The 16,718-nt window shown below is 68.5% G+C and carries 17 protein-coding genes and 2 tRNA genes; 8 read left to right on the plus strand and 11 right to left on the minus strand.

What is annotated here, in order from left to right; translation table 11 throughout:
- Positions 1-17: 17 nt before the first annotated feature.
- Complete coding sequence (locus tag H0B56_RS06000) at positions 18-1,520, minus strand: flavin-containing monooxygenase (RefSeq protein WP_180891937.1); 1,503 nt, start codon at positions 1,518-1,520, stop codon at positions 18-20.
- A gap of 381 nt (positions 1,521-1,901) precedes the next feature.
- On the opposite strand from H0B56_RS06000, the gene H0B56_RS06005 reads away from it, so the two are divergent.
- On the plus strand, positions 1,902-2,744 hold the full coding sequence (locus tag H0B56_RS06005; RefSeq protein WP_180891938.1) for a ribosomal RNA small subunit methyltransferase A: 843 nt from the start codon (positions 1,902-1,904) through the stop codon (positions 2,742-2,744).
- Between the two features lie 27 nt (positions 2,745-2,771).
- Positions 2,772-3,548 carry a class I SAM-dependent methyltransferase gene (locus H0B56_RS06010; RefSeq protein WP_343063775.1) on the plus strand — a complete coding sequence of 259 codons (777 nt, stop codon included), beginning with the start codon at positions 2,772-2,774 and terminating at the stop codon, positions 3,546-3,548.
- Here H0B56_RS06010 and H0B56_RS06015 read toward each other — a convergent pair.
- Positions 3,538-3,747, minus strand: coding sequence for a hypothetical protein (locus tag H0B56_RS06015; protein WP_180891939.1), 210 nt, complete (start codon positions 3,745-3,747; stop codon positions 3,538-3,540). The genes H0B56_RS06010 and H0B56_RS06015 overlap by 11 nt on opposite strands.
- A 185-nt stretch (positions 3,748-3,932) precedes the next feature.
- Here H0B56_RS06015 and orn point away from each other — a divergent pair, with 185 nt between their 5' ends.
- The gene (gene orn / locus H0B56_RS06020) at positions 3,933-4,553 is read left to right on the plus strand and encodes an oligoribonuclease (protein WP_180891940.1); all 621 of its coding nucleotides are present in this window, start codon (positions 3,933-3,935) and stop codon (positions 4,551-4,553) included.
- Between the two features lie 84 nt (positions 4,554-4,637).
- Positions 4,638-4,713 (plus strand) — tRNA-His (locus H0B56_RS06025).
- A 105-nt stretch (positions 4,714-4,818) separates the two neighbouring features.
- On the opposite strand, the gene H0B56_RS06030 is transcribed toward H0B56_RS06025, so the two are convergent.
- Entirely contained in the window at positions 4,819-6,021 is a 1,203-nt protein-coding gene (locus H0B56_RS06030; protein WP_180891941.1) for an Ig-like domain-containing protein, read from the minus strand.
- 294 nt (positions 6,022-6,315) lie between these two features.
- Between H0B56_RS06030 and H0B56_RS06035 the strand changes: the two genes are divergently transcribed.
- A tRNA-Lys gene (locus H0B56_RS06035) sits at positions 6,316-6,388 on the plus strand.
- 204 nt (positions 6,389-6,592) lie between these two features.
- On the opposite strand, the gene H0B56_RS06040 is transcribed toward H0B56_RS06035, so the two are convergent.
- Positions 6,593-7,060 carry an SPW repeat protein gene (locus H0B56_RS06040; protein WP_180891942.1) on the minus strand — a complete coding sequence of 156 codons (468 nt, stop codon included), beginning with the start codon at positions 7,058-7,060 and terminating at the stop codon, positions 6,593-6,595.
- A 296-nt stretch (positions 7,061-7,356) separates the two neighbouring features.
- Complete coding sequence (locus H0B56_RS06045) at positions 7,357-8,736, minus strand: vWA domain-containing protein (protein WP_180891943.1); 1,380 nt, start codon at positions 8,734-8,736, stop codon at positions 7,357-7,359.
- 409 nt (positions 8,737-9,145) lie between these two features.
- Between H0B56_RS06045 and H0B56_RS06050 the strand changes: the two genes are divergently transcribed.
- The gene (locus H0B56_RS06050; protein ID WP_180891944.1) at positions 9,146-9,469 is read left to right on the plus strand and encodes a hypothetical protein; all 324 of its coding nucleotides are present in this window, start codon (positions 9,146-9,148) and stop codon (positions 9,467-9,469) included.
- 66 nt (positions 9,470-9,535) lie between these two features.
- Positions 9,536-10,537 (plus strand): phosphatase PAP2 family protein, encoded by a 1,002-nt coding sequence (locus H0B56_RS06055; RefSeq protein ID WP_180891945.1) that lies wholly within the window; start codon positions 9,536-9,538, stop codon positions 10,535-10,537.
- 59 nt (positions 10,538-10,596) lie between these two features.
- Here the strand turns inward: H0B56_RS06055 and H0B56_RS06060 are convergent, their stop codons facing one another.
- The 6 genes from H0B56_RS06060 to H0B56_RS06085 form a co-directional block, all read right to left on the minus strand.
- Complete coding sequence (locus tag H0B56_RS06060; protein ID WP_180891946.1) at positions 10,597-11,247, minus strand: hypothetical protein; 651 nt, start codon at positions 11,245-11,247, stop codon at positions 10,597-10,599.
- Positions 11,244-12,257, minus strand: a complete 1,014-nt coding sequence (locus tag H0B56_RS06065; protein WP_219632366.1) for a DUF3179 domain-containing (seleno)protein — start codon at positions 12,255-12,257, stop codon at positions 11,244-11,246. Before H0B56_RS06065 ends, H0B56_RS06060 begins: the two co-directional genes overlap by 4 nt.
- A gap of 168 nt (positions 12,258-12,425) precedes the next feature.
- Positions 12,426-12,848 (minus strand): alternative ribosome rescue aminoacyl-tRNA hydrolase ArfB, encoded by a 423-nt coding sequence (gene arfB / locus H0B56_RS06070; protein WP_180891947.1) that lies wholly within the window; start codon positions 12,846-12,848, stop codon positions 12,426-12,428.
- 83 nt (positions 12,849-12,931) lie between these two features.
- Positions 12,932-13,849, minus strand: coding sequence for a patatin-like phospholipase family protein (locus H0B56_RS06075; protein WP_219632368.1), 918 nt, complete (start codon positions 13,847-13,849; stop codon positions 12,932-12,934).
- A gap of 10 nt (positions 13,850-13,859) precedes the next feature.
- Entirely contained in the window at positions 13,860-14,531 is a 672-nt protein-coding gene (locus H0B56_RS06080; RefSeq protein WP_180891948.1) for a haloacid dehalogenase type II, read from the minus strand.
- Between the two features lie 28 nt (positions 14,532-14,559).
- Positions 14,560-15,183, minus strand: a complete 624-nt coding sequence (locus H0B56_RS06085; protein WP_180891949.1) for a TetR family transcriptional regulator — start codon at positions 15,181-15,183, stop codon at positions 14,560-14,562.
- A gap of 205 nt (positions 15,184-15,388) precedes the next feature.
- Here H0B56_RS06085 and H0B56_RS06090 point away from each other — a divergent pair, with 205 nt between their 5' ends.
- Positions 15,389-16,666 (plus strand): bifunctional alpha/beta hydrolase/OsmC family protein, encoded by a 1,278-nt coding sequence (locus H0B56_RS06090; protein ID WP_246360907.1) that lies wholly within the window; start codon positions 15,389-15,391, stop codon positions 16,664-16,666.
- Positions 16,667-16,718: the final 52 nt, after the last annotated feature.

Below are 16,718 nucleotides of genomic sequence, written 5' to 3' on the forward strand. Positions count from 1 at the left end.
ACCGCTGCCCTGATGTACTACGCGTCCACGGATGCCCGTTCGAGCGTGGCGTAGGTGTAGTCGTCGAGGTCGAACGTGCGCGAGCGCAGCCACGACTCGATGGTGCTGTTGGGGCGCAACAGCGGCGTGTCACCACGTTCGTCGAAGTAGTAGCTGTTTGATCCGGCGCAGCCGTTGGTGAAGATACTGCGGCTGACGCGGTGCAGCATGCGGGAGAAGTACCGGTCATGCGCCTCTTGCCGCACGGCCATGAAGGTGGCTTCCCGACGTCTGCTTTCCTTGACGCAGCGCACGAGGTGGCTGCTGGCCGCGTCGATGAGCGTGAAGTAGGACGCGCCGGAGAATGCGTACGGGCCGAACATCAACCAGAAGTTCGGCATGTTCGGCACCGAGATCCCCTCATATGCCTGCAGCCGGTTGGTCTGCCAGAACTCGCCGAGCTCCACCCCGTCCTGCCCGTAGACCGGGAAGGTCGGGATGTTACCCCGCTCGCTGGTCCGGAAGCCGGTCGCGAGCACGAGCGTGTCGATCTCGCGATGCGTACCGTCAGCGGTGCGGATGCCGGTCGGCGTGACACGTTCGATCGGTTCGGTCACCAGCTCCACACCGGGCTTCTCGAACGTCCGCAGGTAGCTGTTGGACATCGAGGGCCGCTTGCAACCGAACCCGTAGCGCGGCTGCAGCTTGTCCCGTAGCTCGGGGTCGCGTACCTGCCTTCTCAGGTGCCGCCTCCCGGTGGCCTCGGCGATGCGCACGAGCAACGGCACGCGCTGGTAGTGCACCGCAGCGGTCACGAAGAACGTCTCGATCAACGCGTTGGTGACCATGCGTACGAGCTTCTGGGTGGCGGGCACCCTGGCGAACAGCTTGCGCACGGAGGCCGGGATGGTGAAATCCACTTTAGGCAGAACCCAGATGGGCGTTCGCTGGTAAACGTGCAGTTCCCGCACTTTCCGCGCGATCTCGGGGATGACTTGCAGGGCCGATGCCCCTGTGCCGATCACCGCGACGCGGTCCCCCGTGAGGTCGTGCTCGTGATCCCATGCTGCCGTGTGGATCGTGTGCCCACCGAACTCCTCCACACCGGCGATGCCCGGTGGACGCGGTTCGGTGAAGATACCGGTCGCGCTGACGAGGAAACGCGTCGTGATCGGCGTCTCCCCCTCGACATCGACCGTCCACTGGTGACGGGCTTCGTCGAACTCCGCCTGCCGCACATGGCGCCCGAAGCGGATGTAGTCCCGGAGTCCGTAGTGCTCGACGCACCGGTCGGCGTAGTCCTTGATCTCGCCTCCCGGCGGGAAGAAGCGTGTGGCGTGCGCGTTCTGTGCGAACGCGAAGGAGTAGATGAGCGGGATGTCGACTGCCACACCCGGGTAGGTGTTGTCCCGCCAGGTACCGCCGATGTCGTCCTCACCCTCCAGGATGATGAAATCGGTGATCCCCGCGTCGATCAACCTGATCGCGGCACCGATCCCGGAGAACCCCGCACCGACGATCACGACCTCATGGTCCGGCATAACACCCTCACGATCCGGTAGACGTGTCTACCTCGCGGTTCCCGATGTCAGATACTGTAGGTATCTGAGTTTGGATGCGCAAGAGCACGTGGCACCCACCGGAAATTCTGTTGCTCCGGTACGTACGCTGGACGCATGACCGCTTCGACCATGGGCAACTGGGCCTTCCTCCGGCCCCGCACGCTGCGCGACTGAGCGCAGCGGCACTCTCGGCACGTTCTGCTCGAGCGTCGAGCAGCCACACGACGGGGTCGCACCCGTAGCCGGCGATCGCCGGCTACTCAGGCGTGCACAACCCGTCCGTTTCGCCGCTGCGATGTGACCTGAACCGGTTCATCTCGCGTCTTCACGCGATCACATCGACGTTGGAGCGGCACATCCATGTCTTCTCGACGGTCCACATCTGTTTCAGCGCGTTCCACGAACGATTCCGGAGCGCACTTCCTCATCAACTCCGCCATCGCACGTCAGCTCGTACGCAGCTGCGCGGTCGGCTGCTCCGACACGGTCGTTGAGCTGGGCGCGGGCGCCGGTGCGATCACGACTCACCTGGCCGCCACCGGCGCCCGCGTACTGGCCGTCGAGCGCGACCCCGAGCTTCTCCGCCGACTTCGCCGTCGGTTCGGCTGCGAGCGACGCGTCAGCGTGATCGGCACGGACATCGGCCGGTATCGCCTGCCCCGCACCCCGTTCGTCGTGGTGGCCAGCATTCCGTACGGCATATCCAGCATGACGTGTCGCCTCCTGTTCGGCTCGGCACCGACGGCACTGCGATGCGCCTCCCTGCTCGTCGAGTGGGGATTCGCCAAACGCCTGACCGAGCCGGTGCCACGCTCCGCCGAACTCGCGTGGTGGAACGCCAGGTTCACCATCGAGCTCCGCCGTCGGATCCCGCCCCGGTCGTTCTCACCATCACCGGCCGTGTGGTCGGCGCAGCTGGTCGCACGGCGGAATACCGAGATCACGGGAAACCGCGCTCGCGCCCTGCGCGTGCTGCTGCTTACGGCGTACTCCGCGCCGGCCGAGCCCGCCCGCGCAGTGGTGCGTGCTGCCGCACCGGGTCTTACACCGCACCGTGTCTTGCGTGCGGCGGGGGTCGACCCGTCGAGCCCCGCACGCCGGCTCACGCCACAGCAGTGGAGTTCGGTGGCCCGCGCACTGGCGAACGATTCTCGCCTGCACTGGCCGCCGTTACCGCGCGAGCTGGGACGGCGGTGGCGATGACGCGCATCGCGCACGAGAATCGGGGCCGTGACACAGCAACCACCGAACGAACCCGCATCGCGCGCGGCCCGCCTGCTCGCCACGCGACCGACCGCGCCGGACTGGTCGGCGGGCTACCTCGACCTGCTCGGCACATCCGGGCAGGCGGAGCCGCCGAGCGGCATCGCCCAGCACCTGATGCGCAACGAGCTGGTCACCTCGATCTACGAGGACTACTGGCGTCCCGCCCTCGGCCGCGTACTGAAGGGGCCGCGCGGCCCCAGCATGTCCGGCGAGGTCGCACTCGCGATCGACCGGCTCGGGCTCGCGCCCGGAGCGACCGTGCTCGACGTCGCGTGCGGCACCGGCCGGTTCACCCGCTCGTTCGGTACGGCCGTCGGCAGCGACGGCCTCGCCGTCGGGCTGGACGCCTCACGACCGATGCTGGATCGCGCTGTCGCCCGTACCGCACCGCGCGACCCGGTGGCCTATGTCCGCGCCGACGCGATGACGCCACCCTTCGCCGAGTCGACCATGGACGGACTGTGCTGTTTCGCGGCACTGCACATGTTCGCCGATCCTCGTCGCGCGCTCGACGCGTTCACCGGCGTCCTCAAACCAGGCGGGCGCATCGTCCTGCTCACCAGCGCGTTGCGGCCGCGCCTACCTGCCCGGATACTCGACGAACTCGCCGGGAGACTGTCCGGGCTGCGCATGTTCGAACGCGGCGAGGTCGGCGACCTTCTCCTGGAGCGCGGCTTCACCGACATCGTGCAGGACTACACCGGCCTCGCGCAGTTCGTGGCAGGCACGCTCAGCCGGTGAGGTCGGCCCCCTCACCGGATGCGCTGCTGTCGTGTTCGCGCCCTCGCGCGGCCGGAGCGATCCCGTGCGTGACCGCGCTCCAGGTGTCGATCCCGTAGGCGAACTCCCGCACGGCATGCACCACGCGAGGTCCGTAGCACCGCACCGCGGCCGCGAGCCAGCCCAGCAGCGACGTGCCCGGCTGCTGTCCTCGGGTCATGCCTACATTCTGCGCCGCCCCACAGCGCGGGAACAGAGGTGTGACGGCCACCGTTCGCCGGGAACGCGCCACGTCCGCGGGATGGCACGCACCACTGCCCTGCCTACCGCGCCGTGTCCCGGCACACCCCGGACGGCGGGGTGCGGCACCGCACGAACCACCCGGCGAGCGGATAGGCTGAACGTGTGACTGATCGCCTTGTATGGATCGACTGCGAGATGACCGGACTGGATCTCGCCAAAGACGCCCTGATCGAAATCGCGGCCCTGGTCACCGACGGCGAGCTCAACGTCCTCGGGGACGGCGTGGACGTGGTGATCCACGCCGACGAGTCGGCGCTGGCGAACATGCCGGACGTGGTGCGCACGATGCACGCCGAGTCAGGCCTGACCGAGCAGGTCCGCCACTCGACCGTGACCGTCGCCGAGGCCGAGCGCCTCGTGCTCGACTACGTGCGCAGCTACGTGCCCGAGCCGGGGACGACCCCGCTGGCAGGCAACTCGGTAGCGACCGACCGCGGGTTCATCGCTCGCGACATGCCGGAGCTCGACGCGCACCTGCACTACCGGATCGTCGATGTCTCCTCGGTGAAGGAGCTGGTACGGCGCTGGTACCCGAGGGTCTACTACGCGAAGCCGGAGAAGGGGCTGGCCCATCGAGCGCTCGCCGATATCCAGGAGTCCATCAGCGAGCTCGCCTACTACCGGCGCACGGCCTTCGCCGAGCAGCCGGGCCCGACACACGAGCAGGCCCAGACGATCGCCGCCGAGCTGCTGGACCAGGACGGCGCTGGATCGGGCCGGTAACCTGGAACCGGAGGGGCCGGTGCGTGACGGCGCGCGGCCGCACGCTACGATATTCCAGCCGGTGCCGCGCGGGTGCCGGTCGCGGTGGGTGTAGCTCAGTCGGTAGAGCACCTGGTTGTGGTCCAGGGGGCCGCGGGTTCAAGTCCCGTCACTCACCCCACGACGAAGCGATGTCCCCGATGCTCACTCCGCATCGGGGACATCGTCGTGTGCACGGCATGCGCACAGGATCGCTCCCGGGGCAGGCTCCACGGGAGCCTGCCGGTCACGCGCCCTGGTCGCCGGACGTCCACTCCTCCCAGGACATCTGCCAGACGCTCCAGCCGTCGGTGGGTTCCAGCTCGCTGTCACCGGCGTTGACGACCTCGATCAGGTCGCCCGGCTTGGAGCTGTTCATCATCCACTCGGCATTCCGGGTGGACATGTTGATGCATCCGTGACTGACGTTCCTGTTTCCCTGGTCGCCGACCGACCACGGCGCCGCGTGATAGAAGATACCGCTGTACGACATCCGGGTGGCGTGACTCACGGTGATCTCGTACCCGTCGGGCGCGTCCGACGGCACGCCGTACGTGCTGGAATCCATGGTGTAGTCGTAGTGCTCGCTCATCACCGTGTAGATCCCGTTCGGGGTGGGTGACGACGGCTTGCCCAACGAGACCGGGATCGTCCGGGTAGTGTCACCGTCGACCGAGACCGTCATCTCGTGACTCGACCCGTCGACACGAGCGATGACCTTGTCACCGATGGTCATGCTGGCCGAACGGTCCCGGCTACCGAACACCCCGCCTCCGAGGTCCTTGCCGTAGATCTCGGCGTCGACGTCGACCTTGGTACCCGGCTCCCAGTAGTCCTCGGGACGCCAGACCACCCACGAGTCGTTGAACCAGCGAAACGCCCCGTCCGTCTCGGGCGTGGACGTGATGCTGATCGCATCCTCGACGGCCTCCCTGTCGGTGATGGCGGTGTCGAACTGGAACGAGATCGGCATCCCCACGCCGACGGTGGCGCCGTCGGGCACGTTCATCCGCACCGACGCCCGCCGCTGCGGCGTCGCGGTCGTGAACCGGGAGGTCTCCTCGACGGTCTCGCCGTCCGCTCCGACGCCGCTGACCTCGAACACGTAGGTCTTGCCGAACCCCAACGGCTCAGCGGTGGTCCAGGCCGTCTCGTCGTCGTTCATGGCACCGTCGACCACCGAACCGTGCGTGCCGACGAGGCTCACCTCGGTGAGGCTGCCGTGCTCGGCCTCGACCGTCATCGGCTCGGCGGGCACCACGCCCGTCGCCTCGTCCTCAGGGGTGAACGTGAGCGAGAGCGACTCGGCGACCTCGGCGTCCTTGGTACCCGCGGGTTCCGCGGGGTCCTCGTCCTGAGCGTCATCGGACGCGCCACCGCACCCGGCGACCAGCAGGGCTGTCGTGATCAGCAACGCCCCCCAACCCAGCGGGTTCCCTCTCGTTCGCACTCACGGCCCCCTTTCCGCCACGTTCGCCGCATCGACAGCGCGGGCCCTGTCGACACATCATTCCCCTATTTCACGCATCAGTGTGCCCGATGGTTCGCCCGAATGGACTGCGTCACATCAAGATGCATCGGATGGAGCAGTGCCGTAACCGAAGAGTGACTGGCACGTTCTTCCTCCTTGTCTGAGCCGGGTCCGGCAGCCGACACCGACCGGGGGCCGCCTTCCGGGCCCGGCGACGGAGCGTGCTAGAGTACTTTTCGTCGCGCTGGGCAGGGGACACAGTGAGACACATCCGCGCCATTAGCTCAAGCGGTAGAGCAGCTGGCTCTTAACCAGCGGGTTCGGGGTTCGAGTCCCTGGTGGCGCACCCTCCAACCGCAGGTCGGCATCATCGCCGGCCTGCGGTTTTTTGACGAGCGACGTGACAGACATTGTGGTGGCTATGACAGCCGGTTTGTCGCACAGCCGTGCCGTGGCGCAGAAGGGTCGGGGCGGCGACCGGATCCGCGCCGCGCGCTGGGTCCGGTCGCCGCCCCGACCACGCGGTACTAGTGATGACGCGCCCGTGTCGTCAGGAACGGCTTTCCCGGCGCGCCCTGATGAACGGAACGAACGCTGCCAGCCCGAGCAGCACCACGACGCCGCCACCGATGATGTTGCTCAGCGCCATGCTCGTGGTGAACTCGGTGCCCGTGATCGCCCATATCGAGACGATCGTCCACGCCCCGAGCAGCGGGCATACCCACGTCAGACGGTGGCTCCGCTCGTAGGCCAGCGCGAAGCACGCGCCGAGTCCTGCGATGACCAGCCCGACGACCAGGTTGCTCACCGTGAGCCCGCCGAACTGGGTGAACCCGACGATCCACGGCGACAGGGCCACGAACAGGCCCGCGAGCATCGTCAACCCGTCCGTGAGCTGTGCCGTGGGGGTCTCGGCCATGCGGTCGTAGCGCGCACCCATGGCCACGATGTCGGGGTGCTTGCCCATCTGGCCGGTCGTGCTCTGCACGGTGCTTCCAGGAGTGTTCTCGGTAGTCATAACACCACCTCCACATGAGAACCTCCCCCGCTTCCATTATCCGCGCAGGTCAGCCATACGAAAGCCATCGAGGACCTGATGTACCGAAGCGTGATGCGCCGTGCGACGCACGGTAGTGATTCGTTGACACGCGGAACACACGGGTTCGAACGTTGGTTCGACATCCGTGAGCGGATTCGGGAATCGAATCCCGGCGACGCGCTCACGTCGCGACCGGCGACACGACGGTGCGGGCGCCCCGATTGACGCCCGCACCGCCTGTCTCACTGACCGTCAGCGGTCAGCTTCCGTACCGCTCATCCCGGTGGTGGCGGAACCTCGCAGCGGACGATGTCGGACTCGTTGCCCGCGCCGTCGACCGCGTGCACCTCGGCGTCACCCTGGATGCGGATCTCGTAGTCGACGTCGCCGTTCATCTCGCGCTCCCGTGGCTCGGCTCCGGGAGCCTGCACCAGCTTGATCTTGGTGCCGTCCTCGTACGGCCCGAAGACTTCACCGCTCTCGTCGTCGGTGAGGAAGATCTGCAGGTCGGATCCGTCCTCGTCCTCGGCGCCCAGAACGTAGAAGCCGTCCTGGTTGTCCGCCGGTGGCGTGTTGCCGCCCGAGGGGTTGTTCGTCTCCTCGCAGGTGGCGACCGGTTCACAACCACTCACGTCCACGGTGGGGTTACCGAAGTCGACCGACTTGCCCTCGGCATCGGTGTAGGTCACCGTCGGGTTCACCTCGAGGGTGCCGTTGGTACCCGCGATGTCGTGGGTGGCGTCGAAGGTCAGCTCCACCGTCTCGGTACGCAGCTCGTCCATCGTCCAGGTGAGCTGGTTGCCGCTCTGCGACACGCTGCCCTTGGACACCGCCACGTTGCTGATCGAGAAGTCGCTGGAGACCGTGTCGACCACCTCGACATCGGTGGCCGCGGGCTGAACGATGGCCGCACCGATCTCGGCGAAGATCTCCTCCAGATCGTCGGAGTCCGGGGTGATGAACACGTGATCCGGCGAGCTGGCCCAGTCCTCGAGCGCGCTCTCGTCCACGTCACCCAGCCCGATGGTGAAGATCTCGGTGCCTGCCGCCTTGGCGGCATCGGCGGCGGAGTCGGGGTCACCACCGGTGGTGGTCATCCCGTCGGTGAACATGATCATGAACTTGTTGTTGCCCGGCTCGTCCGCTTCCAGCTCGGCCTGCGCGGTCTCGAACGCGGCCTTGTGGTTGGTCAACCCGCCCGCGGAAAGCCCGTCGATCGCCGTCTTGACCGGCGCGGTCAACGAGGTCAGTGTCTGGTCGACCGTGGCATCGTCCGCGAAACTGACCACGCCCGCCCTGCTGCCGTGCGCGATCTGGCCGTTCTCGTCGCCGTCGGTGGACTCGTCGAGGATGTCGACGAAGAGCTTGGACGCCGACTTGAGGTCGCTGAGCGGCTCTCCATCCATACTGCCGGAGCGGTCCAGCGTCAGCATGGAGTCCGCCGGCTCGCCGGCAATGCCGTCCTCGCCGTCCAGCGTCACCGTGACCGGCACGGTTCCGCCGCAGTCGATGGCATCCTCACCGAGTGACTTGTCGCCCGTGACGGTCCCGCCGGTGGCTGAGGCCGTCCCGGCGACGAGCGTCACCGCCGCGAAGGTGGCGAGGGCGACCACGCCTGACCTACCGGCAGTCCGTCTGTGTTGCCTGACTTCCATGAGATGGACACCTCCCTGGCGTGATCACGGGGCATCCCCGCGACTGTTCACGTCGCGATTCGGACTTTCGTGATCAAGAAGGCCTGGCCAGGCTAAAGGTATATAGCTAGCTACGATTAATTATCGCGCATCTAGCTCCGTCGTTACACAACACCCGAAGGCACACAGGACTACATTTCTCGCCCGCGGACAGGGCCCGCCCCTGCCGCCTACGGCGGGCGGCGGAGGATACTCAGCGTGCTACGACCGGCGCGTTCCGGGTACTCGGTCCGTAGCCCGGTCGGGACTTCTGGCAGCATGTGCACATCACAGCTGCCGCCCGGATCGGGGCTTTGATGACGTCCCGCACGGATGCAGCGACGAACACCGGCTACACAACCTCAACACACTCATCTACGGGAGTAGTTCGATGCGCAAGAGTGGCCTTCTGCCAGTACTCGTCCTCGCCGCTGCCGTGTCCGCCTGCGGCGGCGACTCCGCCCAGGACCAGTGGGCCGACGAGCTCGCCGAAGCCGGCATCGAAGTCAACGAAGGCCTCACCTACGAGGACATGTTCGAGCGCGCGGAAGTGTACTGCGACTTCGAGGACAAGAACACCGTCGCCCAGCTGGCCGAGCAGATGCTGTCCGACGAGAAGGAGTCCAGCCTGACCGCGCCCGGCCAGGACCCGGCTGAGGCTGCCGAGGTCTACGCGGACGCCACCTGGGAACACATCTGCCAGTCCGGCGAGTAGGCAGGGCCCGCCGACCCCGCGAGCTCGCCGGCCGCTCGAACCCGACGGTCGATCGTTGAGGCACGCATGAACGCACTGTGGGAAGCCGAGATCGACCTGGTCACCTGGATCCAGGGCTGGGGTGACTGGCTGCAGGGTCCGATGACGGCGGTCTCGGCGCTCGGGTCCGAGGTGTTGTACCTGGGGCTTGCCCCGCTGGTCTTCTGGAGCGTCAGCGCGAGCATCGGCGCGCGGCTCTACGTCCTGCTCATCGCCAGTGCCACGGTCAACATCGTGCTCAAGTCGCTCGTCGGCGGACCCCGCCCGTACTGGTTCAGCTCGCAGGTCACCCGGATGACCGCCGAGTCGAGCTTCGGCGCGCCTTCCGGGCACGCGCAGATGTCGACGACCCTGTGGGGATACCTCGCCGCGAAGATCCGCCGACGCTGGGCGTGGGTGGCCGCGATCATCCTGGTCGTCGCGGTCTCGGTCACACGGCTGTATCTCGGCGTCCACTTCCTCAGCGACATCCTCGCGGGCATGCTGATCGGGGTACTGGCCGTGTGGTGCGCGCTCCGCTACGAGGACCGGTTACTCCGCTGGTGGCACCGATGGCCGGTACCGGGCCAACTCGCCATCGCGCTCGGTATATCCCTCGTCGCGCCGCTGATCTCGGCGGTCTGGCAGGCCACCGTCCGCGCCGACTGGTCCACTCCGGACAGCTGGACCGGAGCGGTCCCCGCCGACCCGGAGGCAGGCGGGATGAGTACGGTGCTGCAGGCTTCCGGGGCACTGCTCGGCCTGCTGTGCGGGCTGTCCCTGCTGTGGGCGCGCGGCTGGTACAGCGCCGCAGGTTCGGTCCGCAGCAGGATCGCCCGCGGGGTGCTCGGCGTGCTGGGCATGGTCGCGGTCGTGGTGGTGCTGCGCGTTGCCGTGCCGGATCCGGGCGGCATACTCGGACACGCACGCGACTTCGTGCTCGCGGCACTCACCATGATCTGGGGATTCTGGCTGATCCCCGAGTTGTTCATCCGGGTCAAGCTCGCCGCGCGCCCGACCCCGGCGGGCGGCTCCGCGCGCGCTCGTTGACGCGCGTAAACAGCACCCGGCGGCTGTGCCCGGCGTACCGGCGCTCGGCTTGCGGGCCATTACGTCGCCGAGGTCATCGCGCGCGAACGCCGCACCGTCCACACCAGCACGGCGCCGAGCAGCACCAGCGTCAGCGGGTAGAAGATGGGCCGCAGCGGCACCAGTATCGGCGTCAGTGTCGCTGCGACCCCGGATCCGATGGCGAGCAGGAAGGTCGGAACGCAACACGCGAAGCCGAGCAGGAAGGCTGGGGCGGCCGCGAAGATCCCGCTGTATCCGGGGCGGCGGCAGGCGACCGCGTGCTTCGCCGTGTACGCGGCGACGGCGATGTTGCTCCCGACCAGCCCGGCGACGACCGCGCCGAGCAGGATGTTCATCGGGCTGAGGAAGACGGCGATGTGCGCACCGGGATGTAACACGAGTAGCGGCTCGAAGAGGTAGGGAGCTCGCGTGTCGAACAGGCCCGACTCCGCGAGCTGCGCGAACGGAGTGCCGGACCAGCGGCCGGACACCGAGAACGCGAGGTCGCCGTTCGCCGTCAGGTACAGCACAAGCACGGCGGAACCGACGAGCAGCGCGAGCCCGCGGTAGGCGCGGTGCGCGAGGACCGTACGCAGCGTGCCCGCCACCTGCGCCGGTGCACGCACGCTCGCGTCCACGGCGTCGCCCACCCTGCCGAGGGCACGCGTGAGCAAGCCCGCGCTGCTCACCGTCGCACCTCGGTGTTCGGGTAGAACGAGTACCACGAGAACCACATGGCGTCCATGAAGTCGGCAGGCTCCCCGCTTCCGGCACGCGACACGCGCGCCGTGTCCAGCTCCCCGTCCCACTCCGCGCGGACGCTGACACCGCCCACCTCGGCATCCACCGTGCCTTCCTCGCGTACGAGTTCCCTGGGAATGGCGAGCTGGGAGTCCCCGCCGCGGATGCCGAGAACGACCTCCTTGCTGCCGAAGGTGTCATCGGTGGGTTCCACCGGGAAGATCGTGCCCTCGTCGACGTAGTACCCGCTCTGCTCGCGGTACGAACCGTAGGGGTCGCGGTGGTAGTCCCGCAGCGCACCGGTATCGGTGGTCAGCACCCGGGAGTCCGGGTGCTCGGCGCGCCATGCGCGCCACGTGGTCCACACCAGCGGAACCGGGCGCAGCTGCTGCCCCTTGAGGGTGCCGCTGATCGCGGTACCCAGCACCTGCGGCCAGTCCGAGTCGGTATCCCTGTCGTACATCAACAGGTTCGAGTTGATGAGGTTGCCGGTCGTTCCGAAGGTCATGTCCGGCCGCTCGTCGGTTCCGGTGAACCCGACGGTCGTTCCGGTCAGCGGGCAGTACGTGACAGCGACGTGGTCGTCGCCGAACGTGTCGTTGACGATCTCGTGCCACACCAGCACCGGTTGCGGGTACGCACGGGCCTCGCCGCCGAACACCAGTCCGAACACGATGTCGTCGTCCTGCAGGAAGTCGATGTCGTCGATTCCGGCGAACCGCGGGTCATCGATCGGCGGGATGCCGTCCTTGCCGGGACCTCCCGAGACGACGGCGTTCGCGAGCTCGTCCAGCGTGCTCCGCTCCCCCGCGGTAGCGGCACCGTCGGCAGGCGGGTCACCGGATCGCAACTGCCAGGCCAGCGCCCCTCCACCACCGACGACAGCGAGTCCACCGAGCACGGCGGCACCCTTGAGCACCTGGCGCCTACCCGGCTCTCGAGGTGAGTTCTCAGTCACCGCGCATCGCCTCCACGTCCCATCTGCCCTCGTCACCGGAAGGTGCGTATACAGCTTCAACTCACGGACACGGTGGCGTGTTCATCGACTGTCCGCCTGCTGACAATCCGGGTACCGGCCCCGCCTGCCGGTGCGGGAGGGCGTGCGAGCCGGGCCCGGCGGGCAGAGCTACTCGATCTGTCCGCGACGGCCCTTCTTGATCTCGGAGCGGTGCTTCTTCGCTGCGAGCCTGCGTTCCTTGGCTCCCCTGCTCGGTTTGGTGGGCCGCCGCCTCGGCGGAGGGGGCGCTGCGGCGTCGCGAAGGAGGGCGGCGAGCCGGTTCCTGGCGGCCTCACGGTTGGCGAGCTGTGTCCGGCTGTCGCTCGCTGCCACCGTGACGACCCCGTTGACCAGCCTCCTGTCCAGGCGTTCCAGCATGCGCTGGCGCAAGCTGTCCGGCACGCTCGGCGAGCGCAGCAGGTCGAAGGACAGCTCGACGCGCGACTCCGTGGTGTTGACCCCCTGGCCGCCGGGGCCGGAGGAGCGGGAGAACCGCTCGGCCAGCTCGGCGGCCGGGATCACCAGCCGGTCGTTCACCACGAGATCGCTCATGGCCCCAGTGTGCCTGGCACCGCCTCTCCCGGCCCGTACACCCTGGCGCCGTCACGCGGTCCCGGCGCATACACCGGAGCGGCTCACCGCGCGAACGCGTGCGCGTGCGCCATGCGGCGCATGTCTTCCGGAACCGCGTGGCGCGTCCCGGGCGGCAGCGAGTCGAGGAACCGCCCGCTGCTCTCGCGGCCACGTTCGATGAGCTCGGCCGACCGCGAGAAGTCCACGGGGGACACCGAAAGCGGGCACAGCGGCGGTAGCACGAGCAGCCTGATGTCGTCGGGGACCCGCGCGATGTCGGCGATCAGCTGCTGCTGGATGAGCAGGGTGATCGCGTGCGCCGCCATCGCCACCGCGCTGCCCGGCCGGTCGTCCAGCGAGCAGGCGTACCCGCTCGGCAGCACGCAGACCGTGCGCGCGCCGAGCTCGATCGCCTGGGAAATCGGCGTGTTGTTGGTGACCCCGCCGTCGATGAACACCCCGCCGCCGTGCTCGACCGGCGGGAACACGCCGGGGATCGCCGCACTGGCCACGACAGCGCTCTCCGCAGGGCCGGTCGACAGCCGTGTCTCCTCCCCGGTGAGCACGTCCGTCGCGATCGTGGAAAGCGGGATTCGCGCCCCCTCGAGCGAGGCGAACTCCACCCACCTTCTGACCAGCTCCCGCAGCCCCCGCAGCGACGTGATGTGGTTGCGGTGGCCGAACAGCGCGAGCAGGGCGGTCACCGGGCGCGGCGGGAAGACGTCCCTGGTGCGCAGCCGCGCCCAGATACCGGCCAGCTCGTCGGCCGTGTCCACCGTCTGCGCGCGGGACGCGACGAAGGCCCCGTTCAGGGCACCCACCGACGTGGTCACCAGCAGGTCCGGGGTGATCTCGCGGTGGTACAGGGCCTGGAGCATGCCGACCTGTACCGCGCCCATGCTGCCGCCGCCGGACAGCACGAACGCGACCGGGCCATCGGCAGAACCCGGTGCCTCCTCGTCCACGAGGTCCACCTCCACGCTCGAACGGTCATTCGGGTAACGCGAGCAGCCCCCGCGCCACGGCTACGAGGTCCTCCCCCTCGACATCGGCTCGGGTGAATATCTCCGGGTAGTGCCCCTCGAGCCTGCCGGCCCAGCCGGTCGTCAGGCCGGCCCGCTTGGCACCGTGGCAGTCGAAGGCGTGCACGGCGACAAGCGCCGTGCGTGCGGGGCGCGTTCCGAGCCTGTCGAGCGCGTATCGGTACACCTGGGCAGGCGGCTTCCAGCTCCCCGCGTCGGCGACGCTGATCACCGTGTCGACGTAGCGATCCAGGCCGGTGCGCGCGAGGAACGCCGTCGTCGTCTGCTCGGTGCCGTTGGTCAGGCATGCCACCGGCACCCCGGCGTCGGCGAGCGCGCGCATGGCCGGGTCGGCGTCCGGATGTGCCCGCAGCTCACCGAAGCCTGCCAGAACGTAATCCACATCGGACTCGGCGAGCTGCCCTCCGGAGAGCGTCCGCAGGGCCGCGGCCGCCACGCGCGGGAACGGTTCGTAGTCCCCGGCAAGGGACAGTGCCATCCCGTCCCGCAGGACCCGGTCGAACCAGTGCTCCAGCGTCTCCGGAGCCAGCCCGACAGCCGAGAAGCGCTGCCGCAACGGCTCCAGCGCCATCAGCGTCTCGACGACGTCGAACACGACCCTGCCCGGCCTGGCTGCCATCGGCACACCTCGCAATCCACCCGGGGGACTACTTTCCCTGTGGCCAGGTATCCGCGTCACTACCCGGAGCGCGGATCGCGCTCAGCGCGGCCGCCACCGCCTGCCGCAACGACTTCACATCGGCGCCGTCCCTGGACCGCACGTTGATCCCCTGCATCAGCAACATCAGGTACTCGACCGTGGCTTCGGTGTCCACGTCCGACCTGAGCTGGCCGAGCTCGCCCGCCCTGCCGAGCGCGTCACGCAGCGCCTGGTCGAGATGCTTGCGGTGTGCCGCGAGGATCTCCGCGACATCCGGGTCCGCGCCCTGGGCGGACAGCTGCACGGTCGTCGCCAGGCAGCCCCACCGCGCCCGCGCTCCCCAGCAGCGGGCCTTGATCAAGCGCCCGAAGAACGCCGCGATGCTCGGCAGGCCGTCCCCGCCACCGTCCAGGGCCGTGACCACGGGGTCGACATAGTCCCTCAGGTACAGCCGCAACGCCGCGAGCGAGAGCTGGTGCTTGCTGCCGAACGTGGCGTACAGGCTGGACCTGCTCAGCCCGGTGGCATCGACGATGTCCTGTATCCCGGTTTCGGCCCATCCCTGCCGCCACAGCAGCGATACGACAGCTTCTACCGCGTCCTCGGGATCGAAGTGTTTGCTACTCGGCACCGCGCGTCCCACTCACCCGTCTGGTCGGCCACCACGCCCTGTGGGGCCCATCGGAACCCAGTCTGGAATTGACGTTCCAACGTATTCCCCGGCGGTGCCGGGTAGCAAGATCCACCCCTCGGTTGTGTGACCCGCACGCGCGCCACGCGGGTGCGGGACTGTCCGCCTGCTGACAGCATGGGTATCGGATCCGCCGGGTGTGGCGTTGTGTACCGACGTGATCAACGATCTCGACGCGGAGAGGACACCGATGGGCAGCACCACGAAGCTCACCTTCGACGGATCGCGCGGCCACCGGCTCGCCGCCGTGCTCGACATGCCCGCAGGCAGGCCACGGGCGTTCGCGCTCTTCGCGCACTGCTTCACCTGCAGCAAGGACGTACCGGCGAGCGCGCGCATCGCACGGTCGCTTGCCGAGTCCGGCATCGCCGTACTGCGCTTCGACTTCACCGGTCTCGGCCATTCGGAGGGCGAGTTCGGGAACACGGACTTCACCTCGAACGTCGAGGATCTCGTGCACGCGGCGGACCACCTGCGGGAGCACTACGCGGCGCCGACGATCCTGCTCGGGCACTCCCTCGGCGGCGCGGCCGTGCTGGCGGCCACGCACCGGATCCCGGAGGCGCGCGCGGTCGCCACGGTGGCCGCCCCGGCGGACCCGAGCCATGTGGCACGCCTGTTCGGATCGTCGCGCGCCGAGATCGAACGTGCGGGCGAGGCCGACGTCACCCTCGCCGGGCGCACGTTCCGCATCCGCTCGGAGTTCCTCACCGACATCGAGACGCAGCCCCAGACCGAGCGCGTCGCCTGCCTCGACGCCGCACTGCTTGTCCTGCACTCCCCCACCGACACCCTCGTCTCGGTCGACAACGCGCGGCAGATCTTCGACAGCGCACGGCACCCGAGGTCGTTCGTCGCGCTCGACGGCGCCGACCACCTGCTCACCCGGCCCGCGGACGCCGCATACGTGGCCACCGTGATCACGGCGTGGGCGAGCCGGTACGCCTTCGAGCCCGATGTCACCGACGCGCCGTCGAGTCAGGAAGCCCCCGGTGAGGGCGTGGTGCGGGTCGGCGAGAGCGAGTCGGGCCACTTCGCCCAGCGCATCGCGATCGGCAGGCACGTGCTTGCCGCCGACGAGCCCCCTCCCACCGGCGACGACACCGGGCCGTCCCCGTACGACCTGCTGCTGGCCGGCCTCGGCGCGTGCACGTCCATGACCGTGCGCATGTATGCCGACCGCAAGGAACTGCCGCTGGAGAACGTCACGGTCTCGCTGCGCCACTCGCGGATCCACGCCGAGGACTGCGCGAACTGCGAGACCGAGCGCGGCAAGGTCGACCGCATCGAGCGGATGATCCGGCTCGACGGTGATCTGGACGAGCAGCAGCGACAGAAGCTCATCGAGATCGCGAACAAGTGTCCCGTCCACCGCACGCTGCACTCGGAGATCGCCATCGACACCACAGATGTCACCGGATGATCCCGCCCGGACGCCGAGACACATGCCCGGGTTCACCCGGCCGGTCATCCGG

It is taken from the genome of Haloechinothrix aidingensis (assembly GCF_013450155.1).
Classification (GTDB): domain Bacteria; phylum Actinomycetota; class Actinomycetes; order Mycobacteriales; family Pseudonocardiaceae; genus Haloechinothrix; species Haloechinothrix aidingensis.

Coding starts and splice junctions, on each gene's coding strand:
- H0B56_RS06000 (WP_180891937.1), bottom strand. CDS start 1,520: ATGCCGGACCATGAGGTCGTGATCGTCGGTGCGGGGTTCTCCGGGATC.
- H0B56_RS06005 (WP_180891938.1), top strand. CDS start 1,902: ATGTCTTCTCGACGGTCCACATCTGTTTCAGCGCGTTCCACGAACGAT.
- H0B56_RS06015 (WP_180891939.1), bottom strand. CDS start 3,747: ATGACCCGAGGACAGCAGCCGGGCACGTCGCTGCTGGGCTGGCTCGCG.
- H0B56_RS06040 (WP_180891942.1), bottom strand. CDS start 7,060: ATGACTACCGAGAACACTCCTGGAAGCACCGTGCAGAGCACGACCGGC.
- H0B56_RS06045 (WP_180891943.1), bottom strand. CDS start 8,736: ATGGAAGTCAGGCAACACAGACGGACTGCCGGTAGGTCAGGCGTGGTC.
- H0B56_RS06050 (WP_180891944.1), top strand. CDS start 9,146: ATGCGCAAGAGTGGCCTTCTGCCAGTACTCGTCCTCGCCGCTGCCGTG.
- H0B56_RS06055 (WP_180891945.1), top strand. CDS start 9,536: ATGAACGCACTGTGGGAAGCCGAGATCGACCTGGTCACCTGGATCCAG.
- arfB (WP_180891947.1), bottom strand. CDS start 12,848: ATGAGCGATCTCGTGGTGAACGACCGGCTGGTGATCCCGGCCGCCGAG.
- H0B56_RS06080 (WP_180891948.1), bottom strand. CDS start 14,531: ATGGCAGCCAGGCCGGGCAGGGTCGTGTTCGACGTCGTCGAGACGCTG.